14 protein-coding genes are annotated in these 17,904 nt (G+C 71.8%); 7 read left to right on the top strand and 7 right to left on the bottom strand.

Going from position 1 to position 17,904, the window contains the following annotated elements:
* Nucleotides 1–121: 121 nt before the first annotated feature.
* The 4 genes from DKL51_RS28450 to DKL51_RS28435 are packed head-to-tail and all read right to left on the bottom strand — an operon-like array spanning nt 122 to nt 5,545.
* Entirely contained in the window at nt 122–2,332 is a 2,211-nt protein-coding gene (locus DKL51_RS28450) for an alpha-galactosidase (protein ID WP_124812722.1), read from the bottom strand.
* Nucleotides 2,329–3,240: a carbohydrate ABC transporter permease gene (locus DKL51_RS28445; RefSeq protein ID WP_109945793.1), complete on the bottom strand. Its 912-nt coding sequence runs from the start codon at nt 3,238–3,240 to the stop codon at nt 2,329–2,331. The genes DKL51_RS28450 and DKL51_RS28445 overlap by 4 nt, the downstream gene beginning before the upstream one ends.
* Nucleotides 3,237–4,193, bottom strand: coding sequence for a carbohydrate ABC transporter permease (locus tag DKL51_RS28440; protein WP_109945794.1), 957 nt, complete (start codon nt 4,191–4,193; stop codon nt 3,237–3,239). The genes DKL51_RS28445 and DKL51_RS28440 overlap by 4 nt, the downstream gene beginning before the upstream one ends.
* Nucleotides 4,194–4,213: 20 nt before the next feature.
* The gene (locus DKL51_RS28435) at nt 4,214–5,545 is read right to left on the bottom strand and encodes an ABC transporter substrate-binding protein (RefSeq protein ID WP_124812720.1); all 1,332 of its coding nucleotides are present in this window, start codon (nt 5,543–5,545) and stop codon (nt 4,214–4,216) included.
* 276 nt (nt 5,546–5,821) lie between these two features.
* On the opposite strand from DKL51_RS28435, the gene DKL51_RS28430 reads away from it, so the two are divergent.
* The 4 genes from DKL51_RS28430 (at nt 5,822) to DKL51_RS28415 (ending at nt 11,124) form a co-directional block, all read left to right on the top strand.
* Nucleotides 5,822–7,879, top strand: a complete 2,058-nt coding sequence (locus DKL51_RS28430; protein ID WP_124812718.1) for a beta-galactosidase — start codon at nt 5,822–5,824, stop codon at nt 7,877–7,879.
* Nucleotides 7,876–9,306, top strand: coding sequence for an RNA-guided endonuclease TnpB family protein (locus DKL51_RS28425; RefSeq protein WP_124812716.1), 1,431 nt, complete (start codon nt 7,876–7,878; stop codon nt 9,304–9,306). The genes DKL51_RS28430 and DKL51_RS28425 overlap by 4 nt, the downstream gene beginning before the upstream one ends.
* On the top strand, nt 9,306–10,082 hold the full coding sequence (locus DKL51_RS28420; protein WP_109945797.1) for a DeoR/GlpR family DNA-binding transcription regulator: 777 nt from the start codon (nt 9,306–9,308) through the stop codon (nt 10,080–10,082). The genes DKL51_RS28425 and DKL51_RS28420 overlap by 1 nt, the downstream gene beginning before the upstream one ends.
* 100 nt (nt 10,083–10,182) lie before the next feature.
* The gene (locus tag DKL51_RS28415; RefSeq protein ID WP_124812714.1) at nt 10,183–11,124 is read left to right on the top strand and encodes a sporulation protein; all 942 of its coding nucleotides are present in this window, start codon (nt 10,183–10,185) and stop codon (nt 11,122–11,124) included.
* A gap of 66 nt (nt 11,125–11,190) precedes the next feature.
* Here the strand turns inward: DKL51_RS28415 and DKL51_RS28410 are convergent, their stop codons facing one another.
* Complete coding sequence (locus DKL51_RS28410) at nt 11,191–11,568, bottom strand: hypothetical protein (RefSeq protein ID WP_165823171.1); 378 nt, start codon at nt 11,566–11,568, stop codon at nt 11,191–11,193.
* A gap of 287 nt (nt 11,569–11,855) precedes the next feature.
* Between DKL51_RS28410 and DKL51_RS28400 the strand changes: the two genes are divergently transcribed.
* Complete coding sequence (locus tag DKL51_RS28400; protein ID WP_109945800.1) at nt 11,856–12,278, top strand: hypothetical protein; 423 nt, start codon at nt 11,856–11,858, stop codon at nt 12,276–12,278.
* A gap of 74 nt (nt 12,279–12,352) precedes the next feature.
* Here the strand turns inward: DKL51_RS28400 and DKL51_RS28395 are convergent, their stop codons facing one another.
* Both DKL51_RS28395 and DKL51_RS28390 read right to left on the bottom strand, forming a co-directional pair.
* Nucleotides 12,353–14,650, bottom strand: coding sequence for a HelD family protein (locus tag DKL51_RS28395; RefSeq protein WP_124812712.1), 2,298 nt, complete (start codon nt 14,648–14,650; stop codon nt 12,353–12,355).
* A 219-nt stretch (nt 14,651–14,869) separates the two neighbouring features.
* Complete coding sequence (locus DKL51_RS28390; protein WP_109945802.1) at nt 14,870–15,991, bottom strand: LolA family protein; 1,122 nt, start codon at nt 15,989–15,991, stop codon at nt 14,870–14,872.
* A 97-nt stretch (nt 15,992–16,088) separates the two neighbouring features.
* On the opposite strand from DKL51_RS28390, the gene DKL51_RS28385 reads away from it, so the two are divergent.
* Together DKL51_RS28385 and DKL51_RS28380 are read left to right on the top strand one after the other, a co-directional pair.
* Complete coding sequence (locus DKL51_RS28385) at nt 16,089–16,745, top strand: response regulator transcription factor (protein ID WP_124812710.1); 657 nt, start codon at nt 16,089–16,091, stop codon at nt 16,743–16,745.
* A gap of 47 nt (nt 16,746–16,792) precedes the next feature.
* Nucleotides 16,793–17,904: histidine kinase dimerization/phospho-acceptor domain-containing protein (locus DKL51_RS28380; RefSeq protein ID WP_185734945.1), on the top strand; the 1,112-nt coding region annotated here is incomplete at its 3' end.

The following is a 17,904-nucleotide window of genomic DNA, read 5'->3' as shown; positions in this document are numbered from 1 at the left end:
CTCCGCCGGCCAGCCGGGCGGCCCGCATCCGCAGATGGTGCTGCCCGGGCAGGCTGGTCGTGCCGCCGACCGCCGCCCGGTAGTGCGCGACCGCTCGCGAGTCGCGCAGGCTCCCTGCCTGCTAGGACGCGGGGGTCACCTCCAGCACCAGCGCCTGCTCGGGATGCAGGGCCGGCATCTGCACGCCGACCGAGCCGAGCACCGCCCCGCTCAACGTCGCCTCGCCCTTGACCAGCCAGCCCGGCTCGGTCATCTGCAGCACCGCCGGCTCCGGCACCCCGGCCGCCGGCCGCACGACGTATCGCCGCTGCGGATCCAGGCCGGGTAGCCGGACCATCCCCGGCACCTGCGCCACCGAGGTGGTCAGCCGGGAGATCGCGTACACCGCGTGGGAGCGGTCGTGGGCGACCACGCCGTGCGCCTGCACGGCCGGGTCCGGGTGGTCGACCCGGACGACCCGGCCGGAGTGCAGCAGCGGGCGCAGCCGCTTGTGCAGCGTGACCCAGGCGGCGAGTTCGGCGCGTTCGGACGCGGTGATCGCGCCGATGTCCCACTCGATGCCGTGGTGGCCGAAGAGCGCGGTCGTGGCCCGGAAGCCGAGGTCGTGCACCCGGTGGGTGGTGTGCGAGCGCTCCGGTCCGATGTGGGTGCCGATCAGCTCGGGTGGGAGCAGCAGCCCGGTCCAGCGCTGGATGGCGAGCCGTTCCAGGGCGTCGTTGCAGTCGCTGGCCCAGACCCGGTCGGTGCGGTGCAGGATCTCCAGGTCGACCCGGGCGCCGCCGGAGGAGCAGCTCTCGATCTCCACCTCGGGGTGTCGGCGGCGCAGCTCGTCGAGCAGCCGGTAGACCGCCACGGTCTGGGCGTGCACCCCGGGCCGGCCCCGGTGGCCGGCCTCCGTGAGGTCGCGATTGTGGTCCCACTTCAGGTACGCGATGCCTTCGTGCTCGCTGAGCACCGCGTCCAGCCGTTCGAGCAGGTGCGCGTACGCCTCCGGGTGGGCGAGGTCGAGCACCTGCTGGTGCCGCCACTCGGGCGGCAGCCGGCCGGGTGTCTGAAGCACCCAGTCCGGGTGCGCCCGGTACAGGTCGGAGTCGGGGTTGACCATCTCCGGCTCGACCCAGAGCCCGAACTGCATCCCGTGCCCGCGGACGTGGTCGATCAGCGGTTGCAGCCCGTCCGGCCAGACGTCGTCGTCGACCCACCAGTCGCCGAGCCCGGCCCGGTCGTGCCGCCGTCCCCGGAACCAGCCGTCGTCGAGCACGAACCGTTCCACGCCCACCTCGGCCGCTCGGTCGGCGAGGCCCTTGAGCCGGTCCAGGTCGTGGTCGAAGTAGACCGCCTCCCAGACGTTGAGGGTGACCGGCCGGGGCGTACGCGGGTGTTTCGGTCGGGCCCGCAGGTGGGTGTGCAGCACGTCGCTGAGCCCGTCCAGCCCGGCGTCGGACCAGAGCGCGTAGAGCAGGGGAGTGCCGTACTCCTCGCCGCGGCCGAGCACGATCTCGCCCGGAGTGAGCAGCTCACCGCCACCCAGGGTGGCCTCGCCGGTGGGGCGGCGTTCGGCCACGGTGACGTGGTCGCCGCTCCATGCGGTGTGCACCGCCCAGACCTCGCCGTGGCCGAAGCCGAAGCCGGCCGTGCCGGCGATCAGCAGCAGCGTGGCGTCGTGCCCGGTCCGCCCGTGCCGGCCCTCGCGCACCCAGGCGCCCATCGGCCACGGGTGCCGCTGCGGGGACCGTTCCCGGCACCAGCGGCCGGTGAGGTCCAGCAGCTCGGTGGCGACCGCCGGCACCGGCAGCACCGGCGTCAGCTCCCGTACCTCGTAGGCCCGGTCGCCGTCGTTGCGCAGCCGGTGCCGCAGCATCAGCAACCCGGTCGGGTCGAGGGTGAGCTCGACGGTGAGCGACAGCGCTGCGCCGGGGTCCGACGCCCGCACGGTCAGCCGCGCCGCGCCGGCGCCGTCGTGGTCACCGTCCTCCTCGGGTACGCCCACCGCCTCGCCGCGCGCGGCCACGCGGCCCGGGTCGGGGCCGCCGTCGGACACGTCGAGCCCGTCGAGGCGGAAGGCCGTGGACCAGTCCCGCCCGTCGCGGTGACCGGCCAGCCCGGGCCGGCCGCTCCAGCCGGCGCTCGCCTCGGGCAGTAGCGACAGTACGGTCGGCGCGTCGAAGCTGCTCGGCACCACCGGCGGAATGGTCGCGTCGACCACGGCGGCCAGCTCGGCGCGGTCGAGCGGGCCCAGGTCGGCGCCCCAGTGCACGATCCGGGGCAGGCCCGGACCGCGGCCGTCGAGCACCAGGCTGGTCCGGCCGCGGCGCAGGTGGACGATCGTCATCCCTTGCTGGCTCCCAGGGTCAGGCCCCGGACGAACTGCTTCTGGAGCAGGAAGAAGATCACCAGGGTCGGGATCGCGACCAGCACCGAACCGGCCGAGACCAGGTTGTTGTCGGTGAAGAACTCGCCGCGCAGGTTGTTCAGCGAGCTGGTCACCGGGAACTTGTCGCCGGTGCGCATCAGCACGGTGGCCCAGAAGAACTCGTTGTAGATCCAGGTCACCTCGAGGGTGGCCAGCGCCGCCAGGGCCGGCCGGCACAGCGGCATGGTCACCTGCCAGTACTGCCGCCAGACGCTCGCCCCGTCGACCATCGCCGCCTCGTACAGCTCGTGCGGCAGCGCCTTCATGTAGTTGCTCAGCACGAAGACGCAGAAGCCGCACTGGAAGGCGACGTTGACCAGGATCAGTCCCCAGTAGCTGTCGTAGAGCAGCTCGGAGTCGCTCATCCACTCCGGCAACGGCACCTGGGTGAAGAGCCGGAAGAGCGGGATCAGCAGGGCCTGCTGCGGCAGCAGGTTCGCCGCGGTGAAGAGTCCGAGCAGGACGATGTTGAGCTTCCAGCTGAACCGGGCGATCACGAACGCCACGCAGGAGGCGAGGAAGAGCGTCAGCAGCACCGCCGGCACGGTGATGTAGACCGAGTTGAGGAAGTGCTTGCCGAACTCCGCCGTCTTCCAGGCGGTGACGTAGTTGTCCAGGGTCCAGCCGCCGAGCGAGACGTACCCGTGGCTGGCGGTGTACTCGTAGGACCGCAGCGAGGTCAGCACCGCCCAGAGGATCGGGAAGAGCCAGCCGATCGCCACCGCGGCCAGGAAGAGGTGCAGGACCACCCGGGCCGGTCGCAGCGGCCGGCGGTTGGGAGCGGGCGTAGTGGCCGCCGGCTTCCGAGTCAGGATCGCGGTGCTCATCGCCGGTCCTCCCGCATCACGGTGAACAGGTAGAGGGTGATGAAGACCAGGGACACGACCAGCATGATGGTCGCCAGCGCGGAGCCGAAGCCGATCCGGCTGGCCTCGCCCACCACGTTCGCGGTGACCAGCGCGGAGAGCAGCTCCAGCCCGTTGCGACCCTTGTTGATCACCCAGACCAGGTCGAACGCGCGCAGCGACTCGATCACCGTCACCACCAGCACGATGATGTTGATCGGCCGCATCACCGGGAAGACCACCCGGAAGAAGGTGCTGGCCTCCGAGGAGCCGTCCACCGCGGCCGCCTCCCGCAGCGACGGGTCGACGCCCTTCAGTCCGGCCAGGTAGAGCAGCATGATGTAGCCGACGTGCCGCCACCCGGCGGCGAACAGCACCGCCCAGATGTTGACGTGCGGATCGCCGTACCAGTCGGTGTCGCCACCCAGCACGGCGTTGAGCAGGCCCTGGTCGCGGGAGTAGATGAGCTGCCAGACGAAACCGATCAGCGCCAGGGAGAGCACCACCGGCAGGTAGAGCGCCGTCTGGTAGAACCGGCTGCCCCGCAGTTCCTTGTCGAGCAGGACGGCGAGGAACATCCCGAACGGCGTGGCGACCACGAAGAGCGCCGCGAGCCAGAGCAGGTTGTTCTGCACCGCGGGCATGAACGGCGGGTAGTTGTTGACCACGTCGTCGTAGTTGCGGGCGCCCACCCAGTCGATCTCGCTGAGCGGCCCGATGCCGTCCCAGTTGGTCCCGGAGAGCGCCACGGTGGCCAGGGCCGGCAGCCAGACCAGGCCGACCACGAGCAGCAGGGGTACCAGCACCATCAGCGTGATCACCACGCGGTCGGTACGGGACAGAAGCCGTAGCCGGCGGCCACGACCACCCCTGGAGGTGGTCGTGGCCGGCGGCGGCACGGCGCGATCCGCTTGGATCAGGGGCAGGTCGGACACAGGTCCTTCCCCTCTCGCCGTCAGCTGGTGAAGATCGACTTCTTCTGGTTCTCGACGCTGGTCAGCAGCCCGCCGATGTCCTTCGGGTTCTTGATGAACTGCTGCAGCGCCGGGATGATCACGGTCGAGGCGAAGTCCGGCCGGGTGTCCCGGTCGAGGAACTGGGCGATCTCGGTGGCGGAGCCGACCAGTTCGGCGGCCTTCTTCTGCAGGGCGGTGTAGCCGCTGGTGTCGGCGCCGTTGTTGGCGACCAGGGTGCTCGGGTCGCTCTTCACGACGATGTTCGCCGCGTCCTTCGAGCCGACGTACTCCAGCAGCTTCTTCGCGTTCGCCTCGGACTTCGGCTTGCGGGCCATCATGTAGCCGTCGATCGGCGCGTCCAGGGCCTTCGCCCCGATGGTGGAATCGATCTCCGGGAAGGTGAAGAAGTCCAGGTCGTCCTGCTCGTCGTTGTTGAACTGCTGGGCGACGAAGAGGCCGAGCAGGTACATGCCGCTCTTCTTCTGCTGCAGCGACTGGGCGGCCTCCTGCCAGGTGCGGCCGAGGGCGTCCGGCTGGTGCAGCGGGAGCAGGCCGGCCCAGGTGTCGAAGACCTTCTTCACCTTGTCGGAGGTCCACGCCTCCTTGCCGGCCATCAGGTCGATGTGGAACTGGTAGCCGTTGATTCGCAGGTTGAGGATGTCGAAGGTGCCCATCGCCGGCCAGCCGTCCTTGTCGGCGAAGGCGATCGGGTTGAGGCCGTCCTTCTTCATCTGGGCGCCGAGGGTGTTCAGGTCGTCCAGCGTCTTCGGCACCTGGTAGCCGTGCTGCTGCCAGACCGACTTGCGGTAGAAGACCGCCCACGGGTAGTACGAGGCCGGTACGAAGTACTGCTTGCCGTCGTCCCCGGTCGACGCCTTCTTGAACGCGTCGGAGTAGCCGGAGAGCTTGCCCCAGACGTCGCTGACGTCTCCGGCCAGGCCCTTGGCAGCGAAGAAGCGCATCCGGTAGCCGGCGAACCACATGAAGACGTCGTCCGGCTTGCCCTGCAGGTAGTTGTTGATGTTCTCCTGGAACGTGTTGTGGTCGACCGTGTTGATGTTGACCTGCACGCCGGACGACGTCTTGAAGCCGTCCATCACCTTCGCGATGACGTCCTTGGGCTTCGGGTCCGACTGGTTCGAGCCGAGCGAGACCGTCTTCGAGTCCGAACCAGAACCGGAGTCGGAGCCGCCGCAGCCGGCGAGCAGTCCCGTGCCCAGCAGCGCGCCGGTGCCGGCTGCGCCGGCGAGCAGCGAGCGCCGGTTCAGGCCGGCCACGGACGGGGGTACGAGCCGGGCGAGGTACTCGGCTTGCGATCGGGGACGGGACATTGTGCCTCCTGCGGGAAGAGGTGCTGCGCCCAAGCGCCGTGAGTGATGGCGGTGATCGGTGTTCGCGCGGGCCGCTAACGACCCACCGTGATTCCACATGTCCGAACAAAAACAGCCGGTGGCTCGTCAAGTTACCCCTCAGTGCGGCGCTGTCAAGAGGGTAGGCAGGCTTCGATAACCCAGTCGTGACAAGGCTGAGACAAGGTAAACGTTGGAATTTCTGTCGATGTTGGAAAGTGTTGACTTGAGTGGTCTTCGGGTGCACGCTCACCTGTCATGCGGAGCTGGCAGGGTGCGGGCATCTGGTACGGGGCCGACTACAACCCGGAGCAGTGGCCCGAGTCGACCTGGGTCGAGGACGTCGCGCTGATGCGCCGGGCCGGGGTCAACCTGGTCTCGGTCGGGATCTTCTCCTGGGCACTGCTGGAGCCCGCGCCCGGGACGTTCGACTTCGGCTGGCTGGATCGCGCCCTCGACGTCCTGCACGAGGGGCAGATCAACGTCGACCTGGCCACCGCCACCGCCAGCCCACCGCCGTGGCTGGCCCACCGGTACCCGGAGACGCTGCCCCGGCGCGCCGACGGCGCGGTCCTCTGGCCCGGCGGCCGGCAGGCGTACTGCCCCAGCTCTCCGGTCTTCCGGGAGCGGTCGCTGGCCCTGGTGGAGGCGGTCGCCCGCCGCTACGCCGAGCACCCGGCCGTGGTGATGTGGCACGTCTCCAACGAGCTGGGCTGCCACAACGTGCACTGCTACTGCGACGTCAGCGCCGCGGCGTTCCGCCGCTGGCTGGGTGAGCGCTACGGCGACCTGGACACGCTCAACGACGCCTGGGGCACCGCGTTCTGGAGCCAGCGCTACCACGACTGGGACGAGATCAACCCGCCGCGCACCGCGCCGACCTTCGCCAACCCCACCCAGCAGCTGGACTTCCTGCGCTTCTCCTCGGACGAGCAGCGGGCCCAGTTGCGCGCCGAGCGGGAGCTGCTGAAGCGGTTGGCCCCCCAGCCGGTCACCACCAACTTCATGATCGGCACCGGCATCAAGTACCTGGACTACCACTCCTGGGCGTCCGACGTGGACCTGGTCGCCAACGACCACTACCTGACCGCCGCCGACCCGGAGGCGCACGTCGGGCTGGCGCTCGCCGCCGACCACACCCGCGGCGTCGCCGGTGGCGACCCGTGGCTGCTGATGGAGCACTCCACCAGCGCGGTCAACTGGCAGCCGCGCAACGTCGCCAAGACCCCCGGCCAGATGCGCCGCAACAGCCTGGCCCACGTGGCGCGCGGCGCCGACGGGGTGCTCTTCTTCCAGTGGCGGGCCTCCCGGGCCGGCGCGGAGAAGTTCCACTCCGCGCTGGTCCCGCACGCCGGCCCGGAGACCAAGGTGTTCCGCGAGGTCTGCCGGCTCGGCGCCGACCTGAAGGCCATCGCCGAGGTACGCGGCAGCCGGGTCGACGCCGACGTCGCGATCCTCGTCGACTACGAAGCGTGGTGGGGCGCCGAACTCGACTCCCACCCCAGCGTCGACGTCACCTACGCCGACCAGCTCACCGCCCTGCACGGCGCGCTCTGGCGGGCCGGGGTCACCGCTGACGTGGTGCACCCGTCGGCCGACCTGTCCGGGTACAAGCTCGTCCTGGTGCCCACCCTCTACCTGGTCCGCGACGCCCACGCCGACGCGCTGCGGGCGTACGTAGAGGGGGGCGGGACGGCGCTGGTCACGTACTTCAGCGGCATCGTCGACGAGAACGACCACATCCGGCTGGGTGGTTACCCCGGCGCGTTCCGGGAGCTGCTCGGCATCCGTACCGAGGAGTTCTTTCCACTCCGGGAGGGGGAGCGGGTCACCCTCGACGACGGCTCCACCGCCGACGTGTGGACCGAGTGGCTGCACCCGGCCGGGGCGCAGGTGCTCGCGTCGTACGCCGACGGGCCGCTGCCCGGCGTGCCCGCGCTGACCCGGCACGCGGTCCGCACCGGCGCCGCCTGGTACGTCGGCACCCGGCTCGACCACCCGGCCACCGACCGGCTGGTCGCCAGGCTGCTCGCCGACTCCGGGGCCCGGCCGCCGGTCGACGCCCCGACCGGGGTCGAGGTGGTCCGGCGCCGCGCCGGCGAGCGGAGCTGGCTCTTCGCCATCAACCACACCGACACCGACGCCCGGCTCGCGGTCACCGGGGTCGAACTGCTCGGCGGCGGCCGCTGCGACGGCGAACTGGTGGTGCCGGCGGGCGAGGTGGCGGTGGTCCGCGAGTTGTCAGAGCGCCGTGAAATCGTGGTCGGCAAGAAGGAACTCGACCGGGTGAATCTGACTGTGGAGGGTGACCGGTGAGGGTCACGCGGATCGCTTATTCGACGGGTCTGAATGTGGGTAAGTATGCCGGGTTGGTGGAGCAGGCGCGGCGGTTGGGTCGGGTTCGTAGTGAGGTGTGGCAGCGTTACGGGTCGATTGGCGGCGTCGGGTCCGGGCTGAAGGACCGGCAGGTGCGGGACCGGTGGTTGGCCGACGGCACGCACATGCAGTTCGGTGTGCTGGCGAATGCATGGAAGGAAACCGTCCGCGACGCCATGGGGGATATCGCCGCGAACCTGGCGTCGGCGAAGGTTGAGGTGAGTCGGGCAGTCGGCCGTCGCACCAGCGATCCGGCCGAGCGCACACGGATGCTGGGCGTGTTGAAGGCCGATCGGTGGGCCGGGGACCCTTTCCTGGCTCGGCAGATGCGCAAGCACTGGAAGCGTGGCAGAAACCGGACGCACGATCAGATCGTGGTGCGCGCCGACCAGCACAACAGCGTTGTTGACGGGAGCGGCCGGTTGTGGCTGGCGGTTCCTGGTCTGGAGCGCCGACGGATGGTCAGGATCCCGCTGCCCACGACCGTCGCGCCGACGGGCACGCTGCGGCTGATCCTGCGCGGTGGCCGGGTCGAGGTGCACTACCAGATCGACGCGTCGCAGATGCGATCGTCGCAGCGGCCGTGCGGCGACCGGACCATCGGCGTGGACAAGGGCTATACCGAAGCCCTCACCGACTCCGACGGGGGCCACCACGGCACCCGCCTCGGCCAGCTGCTGACCGCCGAATCGGACCGGCTGACGGAACGCAACCACCGTCGGGCGAAGCTGCGCTCGATAGCGAACAACGCCGCGATGCGGGGTGACCACGCGAAAGCGCACCGGATCAGGGCCCACAACCTCGGCACGGTCAAGCGGGACCGGCAGGCCGCCCGCCACCGCGCCACCGTGCGGACGGAGATCTTCACCGGCGTGCACCGGGTCGTCGACAAGGCCGCCACCGTGATCGCCGAAGACCTCACCAGAAGCTTCGCCGGGCGCAAGAGGCTCGGCAAGAACGTCAACCGGCGCCTCGCCGCGTGGACCAAAGGGGTCACCGCGGAGGCGCTGGCGAACGTGTCGGAGCGCAGAGGTTCCGCGCTCGTGCACGTCAACGCCGCCTACACCTCACAAACCTGTCACCGCTGCGGCCGGCTCGGCCGACGCAACGGGGACCGGCTTCACTGCACCTCGTGCGGGGTGGTGTGGCAGGCCGACGTGAACGCCGCGATCAACATCCTGCAGCGAGCAGGCGACCCCGACATCGCCCTGCACACCCCCCACCGAGCGGTAAGGCAGATCCTGCAGGACAGGACCGATCGCCACCGGACGAGACTGCCGGTCCAGGACTCCAGCCCGGCCATCGCCGAGCGGAGAGCGAAACATCCGAACCGCTCAGCAACGAGCAATAGTAGGAAGCAGGTTTGATGCTCGCCCAGCAACGGCAGAGCGCCATCCTGGAGCTGATCCGCCAGCGCGGCGGGGTCCGCGTCAGCCAACTGGTGAGCCGCTTCGGCGTGTCCGACATGACGATCCGTCGGGACCTGGAGGTGCTCGCCGAACGCGGACTGGTCGACAAGGTCCACGGCGGCGCGACCCTCGCCGGCCCCGGTTCGGCCGAGGAACCCGGGTTCGCGGCGAAGTCGATCCGCCAGCAGGCCGAGAAGCGGGCCATCGCCGAACGGGCGGCCGAGCTGGTCGAGCCGGGCATGGCGATCGCCCTCTCCGCGGGCACCACCACCGCCGCGCTCGCCGCCATGCTGGCCGACGTCCGGGGGCTGACCGTGGTCACCAACTCGATCCCGGTCGCCGACGCGCTCTACCAGAACCCGCGCGCGGACCAGACCGTCGTGCTGACCGGCGGCATCCGTACCCCGTCCGACGCGTTGACCGGGCCGGTGGCGGAGGCGGCCATCGCCGCGCTCAACGTCGACCTGCTCTTCCTCGGCGTGCACGGGATGAGTCCGCGGACCGGCTTCACCACCCCCAACCTGTTGGAGGCGGCGGTCAACCGCCGGCTGATCAGCGCCGCCCGGCGGCTGGTGGTGCTCGCCGACCACACCAAGTGGGAGACCATCGGGATCGCCACGATCGCCCCGCTGGAGGACGCGGACGTGCTGATCACCGACGCGAAGCTGCCGCCGGACGGCCGCCGCCAGATCGGCGAGCAGGTCGGTGAGCTGATCGTCGTCGAACCCGACTGAGCACGGCTTTCAGCCACTTCACAGCGGCCCTGGTTAGGGTGCCCTGCGTGGCCGTGCGCGCTCCATGGTGGAGCGAGCCGAAGGTGGAGGCGGTTTTCCCATGGTCTTCAAGAAGATGCTGAGCGCGTTGGGCGTGGGTGGGCCCAGCGTCGACACCGTGCTGACCAACCCCAACACCCGGCCCGGACTCAGCCTCGACGGGCACGTCCACCTGCTCGGCGGCGACGCGCCGGCCAGCATCGAGCAGATCACCCTCGGCTTGGTGACGCGGGTGGAGATCGAGGGCGGCGACTCCGAGTACGCCGGCATCATGGAGTTCCACCGGATGGCGGTCAGCGGACCGCTGGAGCTGGCGCCGAAGCAGCAGCTCGCCATCCCGTTCCAGCTCCCGGTGCCGTGGGAGACCCCGGTCACCGACGTGTACGGGCAGCGCCTGCACGGCATGACGATGGGGCTGCGGACCGAGCTGGCGGTGGCCCGGGCGGTCGACAAGAGCGACCTCGACCACGTGGCGGTGCACCCGCTGCCCATCCACGAGCGCATCCTCGACGCGTTCCAGGCCCTCGGCTTCCGCTTCAAGCACGCCGACCTGGAGCGCGGGCACATCCGGGGTGTGCAGCAGACGCTGCCGTTCTACCAGGAGATCGAGTTCTTCGCCGCGCCCCAGTACGCCCGGATGATCAACGAGGTCGAGCTGACCTTCGTGACCAGCCAGCGGGGCGTCGACGTGATCCTGGAGTGCGACAAGCGCGGCGGTTTCCTCACCGCCGGGCACGACGTCTTCGGCCGGTACGCCGTCTCGCACGCCGACGCCGACCGGACCGACTGGGTCCGGGTGGTCGACGGCTGGCTGCGGGAGACCACCTCGCGGTACGGCAGCCTGCGCGCCCACGGCTTCGGCGCGCCGCACGGACGGGGGCACGGGATGGGCGGTGTGGTGGCGGGCACCGCGCTCGGCGTCGCCGGCGGCCTGGTCGCCGGCGACCTCATCGGGGACGCCTTCGAGGGCGACTTCGGCGACTTCGGCGGCGACTTCGAGTAGGCACGACGCAACGAGGGTGGCCTCCGGGACATCCGGGGGCCACCCTCGCTCTCAGGTGGTGCTCACTCAGTGGCGTGCCCGGCGCTCCTCGCCGCTGCGGAAGCCGCTGCCGGCCTTGGCCAGGCCCCGGCTACCCAGGTAACCGACGGTCAGGATGGTGATGAAGAACCAGGCCCGCGGGGCGCGGAAGATGTCCACCCCGGCCGCGTTCTTGCCGACCAGGTAGGACGCCACCAGCACCGCCGCGACGGACGCGATGTACACCCAGAATTCGGTGGTCGCGAACGACGGCTTGGTCTCGGTGCCCGGTGCGGCCATCGCCTGCCGCTGCCCGTCGTACGCCATGGGCATCGGACGGGTGGGTGCCTCCTGCATCGCCGCCCGGTTCGGCGCTTCCTGCGTCGGCCGGTTCATGGGCCTGGTGGATGCAGCCTGCGTGCTCATCTTTCCTCCTCGGATGCGATGAGTACTCCCTCGCCCCGCTACCGCGTTTCGGCCACGGCACGGTTTCGGTTCGTGGCGGGGGCACCCACGGTCTTCCCGAGGTCCCCGAGAGGTAACACCGATCGACGGCCGGATAGGAGCAGATCCCTCCGCCCGGACGCGAGCGCTGGCCGAACCGGATCCGGGCCGTGGAACGGGACAAACCGCACCTGCTCGACGGGTGGCGGGTTTGGTCGGGCGGTCGCCGGGCACGCAGAAAGATCCGAGACAGCTGCGAGGTGGTTGACGTGCGTGAGGACGACATGCGGCAGGACGCCGCCCGGCAGGCCGAGAAGCGGGTGGCCGGCGGCGTGTACGGCGAGGGCGCGCTCGACGAGGTCACCGTGCCGCAGACCGACGTGGAGCGGGTGATCCAGGAGGAGGATCCCGACGACCCGGCGCACGTCCGGATCGACCCGGAAGTGCTGCGGGACGGGGGCCCGACCCGGGGCCAGGGCGCGGTCACCACGACCGGCGGCACCGCCGGCCCGGCCAGTGCCCGCCGGCTGGCCCGGCAGCCCGAGCGGCACCCGGGCGTGGTCGCCCCGACCACCACCGGGGACGCCACCACGGGTGGGATGAGCACGCCGGCCGGCGGCTCGACCAGCGACGCGTCCTCGACGGGCAGCCAGGTCGGCAACTTCACCGACGAGGGTGCCAACCCGGGCTGAGTCTCCGCCGCTGGCACGACGACGACGTGGTGGCCTCCCGTGCGGGAGGCCACCACGTCCCGTGTCCGGCGCGGTCAGCCGGTGCGCAGGATGCCTAGGCGCTGGGTGGCGCGGGTCAGCGCGACGTAGAGGTCGCTGTGTCCGCGCGGCGACTCGGCGACGATCCGGTCCGGGTCCACCACCAGCACCGTGTCGAACTCCAGCCCCTTGGCCTGCGACACGGTCAGCACCACCACCCGGTTCTCCAGCTCCGGCTGCTCGCCCACGGCGGCCTCGGGCAGAGCGGCGGTGACCGCGGCGCCCAGCTCGTCCACCTGTCCGGCCGGGACGATCACGCCCAGCCGGCCGTCGTCCAGCACCGCCGCCTCCCGGGTGGTCGCCGCCACCAGCTCGGTGGCGAGCCGATCGGCGCCGACCGTACGGTCCCACGGCGGCACGCCGCTCTCCCGTACCGAGCGAGGTGGGCGCAGGTCGGCGTCGATCTCGGCGAGCACGTCGGCGGCGACCGCCATGATCTCGGCCGGGGTGCGGTAGCTGACGGTCAGCTCCTCCAGCCGCCACCGCCCCGCCACGTACGGCTCCAGCGCCTCCTGCCAGGAGGGCGTACCGGCCAGCGCCCCGGTCTGCGCCACGTCCCCGACGATGGTCATCGACCGGCTCGGGCAGCGGCGCATCAGCAGCCGCCAGGCCATCGGCGACAGCTCCTGCGCCTCGTCGACGATGACGTGGCCGAACGCCCAGCTCCGGTCGGCGGCGGCCCGCTGCGCCGTGGTGAGCCGCTCGTCCTCCTCCTGCCGCTCCGACAGCCGGTCGGCATCGATCAGGTCGGTGACGCCGAGGATCTCACCGCCGTCGGCCTCGTCCTCGACGTCGATGGAGCGGGAACCCCGCCAGATCTCGAGCACGCCCTCGGCGTACTCCCGCTCCAGGGCGCGGAGCCGTTCGCGGCGCGCGGCGGCGGCCCGCTCGTCCTCGCCGAGCAGCTCGGCGGCCTCGTCCAGCAACGGCACGTCGGCCGGCGTCCAGCCACCGCCCGGCTGCCGGTGCAGCGACGCCCGCTCGGCGTCGGTCAGCATCGGCGCGGCGGTGGCGATCCGCTCGGGCGAGGCGTACAGATCGGCGAGCAGCCGCTGCGGAGTGAGCACCGGCCAGAGCTCGTCGAGCGCGGCGCGCACCCCCGGCTCCTCGCGCAGCTCGCGGCGGATCTCGGCGCGGTCGGCCTCGGAGAGCAGGTTCTCCCCGCCCAGCGGGTCCGCGCCGATCCGCTCGGCGACGTGATCGGCGAGGGCGTGGATGATCTCGATGTCGAAGAGCGCGCGGGCCAGGTTGTGCGGCCGGCCGGTGCGGCGGACCCGCTCCCGGGCCTCCCGGACCACCGCCGGGTCCAGCAGCACCGTCTCCCGCTCGACCTCGATCTCCAGCGGCCCGTCCGGCAGCCACTGCCGGTCCCGCACCGCGGCCGCCAGCACCTCCGTCATCACCGTGCGGCCCTTGAGCGCCGCCGTCTCCGCCGGCTCGCTGCGCCGGGCACTCACGCCGGGAAACAGGTCGCCCTGAGTGCGCAGCAGCACGCCGGTCTCCGCCAACGCCGGCAGCACTTGGGAGATGTAGCGCAGGAACGTCGCGTTCGGGCCCACCAGCAGCACGCCGCGGGTGGAGAGCTCCCGGCGGTGGGTGTAGAGCAGGTACGCCGCCCGGTGCAGCGCCACGGCCGTCTTGCCGGTGCCCGGCCCGCCCTGGACCACCATCACCCCGGGCAGGTCCGCGCGGATGATCGTGTCCTGCTCGGCCTGGATGGTCTCGACGATGTCCCGCATCCGGCCGGTCCGGCCGGCGTTGAGCGCGGCGAGCAGCGACGCCTCGCCGGTCAGCTCCTCGTGCGCGGTGGGGGAGGCGGTGGTGAGGTCCAGCACCTCGTCGTTGAGCCCGGTCACCTTCCGCTGCCGCGTGCGCAGGTGCCGCCGCCGGCGTACGCCCTGCGGGTTGGCGGCGGTGGCGAGGTAGAACGCCCGGGCGGCGGGCGCCCGCCAGTCCATCAGCAGCGGGTCGTAGTCACCGCTGGTGTCGAAGATCCCGATCCGGCCGATGTAGTGGCGCGACCCGTCGTCGCCGTCGAGGCGGCCGAAGCAGAGGCCGTTCTCCACCGCGGAGAACTGCTCGACCTGGTCGGCGTACATCCGAACGGCGGAGTCGCGCTGGGAGCGGGCCTGCAACGTGCCGCCGGTGGTCCGCAGCTCCTCGGTGAGCCGCTGGGCGGCCTGCTCCCGCATGCCGTCCAGCCGGTCGTAGAGCATCGAGACGTACTCCTGCTCGCGACCGATCTCGTCGTGCTGGTGCAGCAGCTCACCGGAACCGTCGGAGTGCGTTGACAAGCCGTCTCCTCATTGGTTAAAATCACCGCAGGAATGGCTGCGAATGCCATTCCTTTTTGTGTTTGAACTGAGAAAGATACCGCGTGGCGAGCCGCCGGACCAAAGCCTTCCGCGCCGCCCGCGACCACGTCACACCGCCGCACCGCGCGACCCCGGACATGCGTCGGGGGTCCGGCCGGCTCGCGCCGTCCGGACCCCCGATGAGGGCCGTGCCGAGGATCAGCCCCGGGCCGCCTGATAGAGCCGCTCCGGCGTGACCAGACCGGCCAGCACCCGACCGTCGTCGGTGATCAGCACGCTGAACAGCCGGCCGCTGAACAGCCGGCCACTGCCCCAGTCACCGCTGACCTTCGGCAGCGCCTCCAGCAGCCCGGCCGCGGCCTCGGCGCCCGCGGGAGCCGGACCGTCGCCGCCCTTGGCGCCGCCCGGGAGCCCGGCGGCGTCGACTCGCGCGACCAGCACCGTGGTCCAGCCCGTGCCGACCGTACGGAGATCGGTGCCGGCCGGCAGCTTGTCGGCGGGCCCGCCCGGGCGGTGCTTCCCGGCCGGCAGCTTGTCGGCCGGCTCCTCGGTGACCGTCACTCCCGGCGGCGGGTTGAACCGGAACTGGTCCGCGTCGGGGCGGCGGAAGTCGACCTGGGTGAAGGCCAGCTCGAAGGCCGGCCGGTCCCCGCCGTCGGCGAGCACCTCGAACCGCAGCGGCACGTGCTCCTTCGCGTCCAGGGCGATCCGCACCTGGTGGACCAGGGAGTCCGCGTCGCGCGGGGTGAGCACCAGCTCGTACGCGTCCCGCCCGGCGACCCGGGCGGAGCGGCCGACGGTGACCGCGGTGGTCGGGTCGACGGCCGCCAGTGCCTGTTCGGCGGCCTCGGCCGGCGTGGCCGGTACGGCGTGCTCCGCCGCGCCGGACTCCGGCAGCGTCCGGTGCTTCGCGGTGTTGGTGCGGCTGTCCCAGACCCACAGGTCCCGGCCGTTGCGCAGCACGTCCCGCTCGCCGAGCGTGTCGAGCAGGGCGACCCGCTGGCGGTCCTGGCCGGAGTACCAGACCCGCAGCGTGTGGGTGCCGGTCAGCATGGTGGTCAGCTCGTCCCCGCCGGCCATCCCGGCCAGGTTGGCGATCTGCGGCAGGCCGAGGTCGGCGCGCTGCACCACGGTCCCGGAGAGCCCGTCGAGGCGGGACGTCTGCAGGTCGACCAGCAGTTGCGCGGCGGTACGGGGTGGCAGGGCCGGTTCGGCGTCGGCGGCGAACGTGCCGACGGCGGCGCCGCCACCGATCACGGCGACCCCCGCGGTCACCGGGACCAGCCAGCGCAGCACGGCTCGGTTCTTCAGTACGGACATGGTGGACACCTCCTGACCGACATGCTGCCTGGTGATCGCTGTGAGGGTGCTGAGACGACCAACCAGGGGGTTTCCCCCGGGTGGCACCCTTGACCCCGTGCGGTTGCTGGTGGTGGAGGACGAGTCGCGGCTGGCGGCCGCGCTGCAACGGGGCCTGCAGGCCGAGGGCTTCGCGGTGGACGTCGAGTTCACCGGCCCGTCCGGCCTGGACGCCGCCCGGCACGGCGGCTACGACGCGATGATCCTCGACGTGATGCTGCCCGGCCTCTCCGGGTACGAGGTGGTGCGGCGGCTCCGGGCTGAGGAGCACTGGCTGCCGGTGCTGATGCTCTCGGCCAAGGACGGCGAGTACGACCAGGCCGACGGGCTGGACTGCGGCGCCGACGACTACCTCACCAAGCCCTTCTCGTACGTGGTGCTGCTGGCCCGGTTGCGGGCGCTGCTGCGCCGCGGCGCGCCGGAACGTCCCGCCGTGCTCGCCGTGGGTGACCTGCGGCTGGATCCGGCCCGGCGGCGGGTGACCCGGGCCGACGCCGAGGTCACCCTCACCACCCGCGAGTACGCCCTGCTCGACTACCTGATGCGCCGCCCCGGCGAGGTGGTCTCCAAGACCGAGCTGCTGGACCACGTCTGGGACGCCGGCGTGGACACCGCACCCAACGCCGTCGAGGTCTACGTCGGCTACCTGCGCCGCAAGATCGGCCGCGAGCGCCTGGAGACGGTTCGCGGCGCCGGCTACCGGCTCGCCACATGAGCCGGCCACGCCGGCTGCTGCCGACCCTCGGCCTGCGGGCCCGGCTGATGGTGATCGGGGTGCTCGGGCTGGCCGTCGGGCTGGCGCTCGGCGGAGTCGTGCTGCTCGGCGCCCTCGGCTGGACGCTCCAGCGCGCCGTCGACACCGAGGCCCAGCGGACGGCGGACGCGGTCGTGCTGCTCGCCGCCGAGGACGCCCTGCCCGACCCGCTGCCGGTGGCCGGCGGCCAACTCCGGGTCCAGGTGGTCGACGCCCAGGGCCGGGTACGCGCCGCCTCGATCGACGCCGACCGGCTCGTCCCGATGCTCGGCCCCGACCAGCTCCGGCAGGGGACCCGGCAGCGGCTGGTGGTGGACGGGCAGCGGCTCGGCCTGCCGGGCCCGGTGCGGGTGGTCACCGTGCCGGCCGGCTCCCCGGCGGAACCGCTCACCGTGCTGGTCGGCAAGTCGATGGCGGACGTCCGGCACAGCCTGCGCGTCGTCCGAACCCTGCTGCTGGTCGGGTTCCCGCTGCTGGTCGCCGGGCTGGCGGTGGTCGCCTGGCGGGTGATCGGCGCGACGCTGCGTCCGGTGGAGGCGCTGCGCAGCGGCGCGGCGGAGATCACCGGGCGGGCCGGGTCGGGGCGGCTGCCCGTACCGGCCGCGCAGGACGAGATCCATCGGCTCGCCGTCACCCTCAACGACATGCTGGCCCGGCTGGAGTCGGCCCGGGACCGGCAACGGGCGTTCGTCGCCGACGCCGCGCACGAGCTGCGCAGCCCGCTGACCAACATCCGTACCGAGCTGGAGGTGGCCCGGCGGCTGGGGGACCGGACCGACTGGCCGGCGGTGGCCGACGACCTGCTCGCCGACAGCGAGCGGCTCGGCCGGCTCGTGGACGACCTGCTGCTGCTGGCCCGGCTGGACGAGGAACCGGCCCAGGGCTCGTCGCGCCGGGCCGTCGGGCCGGTGGAGCTGGGCGAGCTGCTGCGCGCGGTCGCCGACCGCTACCCGTCGCCACCGGTACGCCTGCGGCTTCCCGACGGCCCGGTGTGGACCGAGGGCGACCCGGAGGAGCTGCGTCGGGTCCTCACCAACCTGGTGGAGAACGCGCTCCGGCACGCTCGAAGCGACGTGCTGCTCGCCGTCACCGGCCCGCATCCCGCCGACCGGGGCGTGCC

This window comes from Micromonospora globispora (assembly GCF_003857015.1).
GTDB lineage: Bacteria > Actinomycetota > Actinomycetes > Mycobacteriales > Micromonosporaceae > Micromonospora > Micromonospora globispora.
This window is presented reverse-complemented; position numbering and strand designations above follow the sequence as displayed.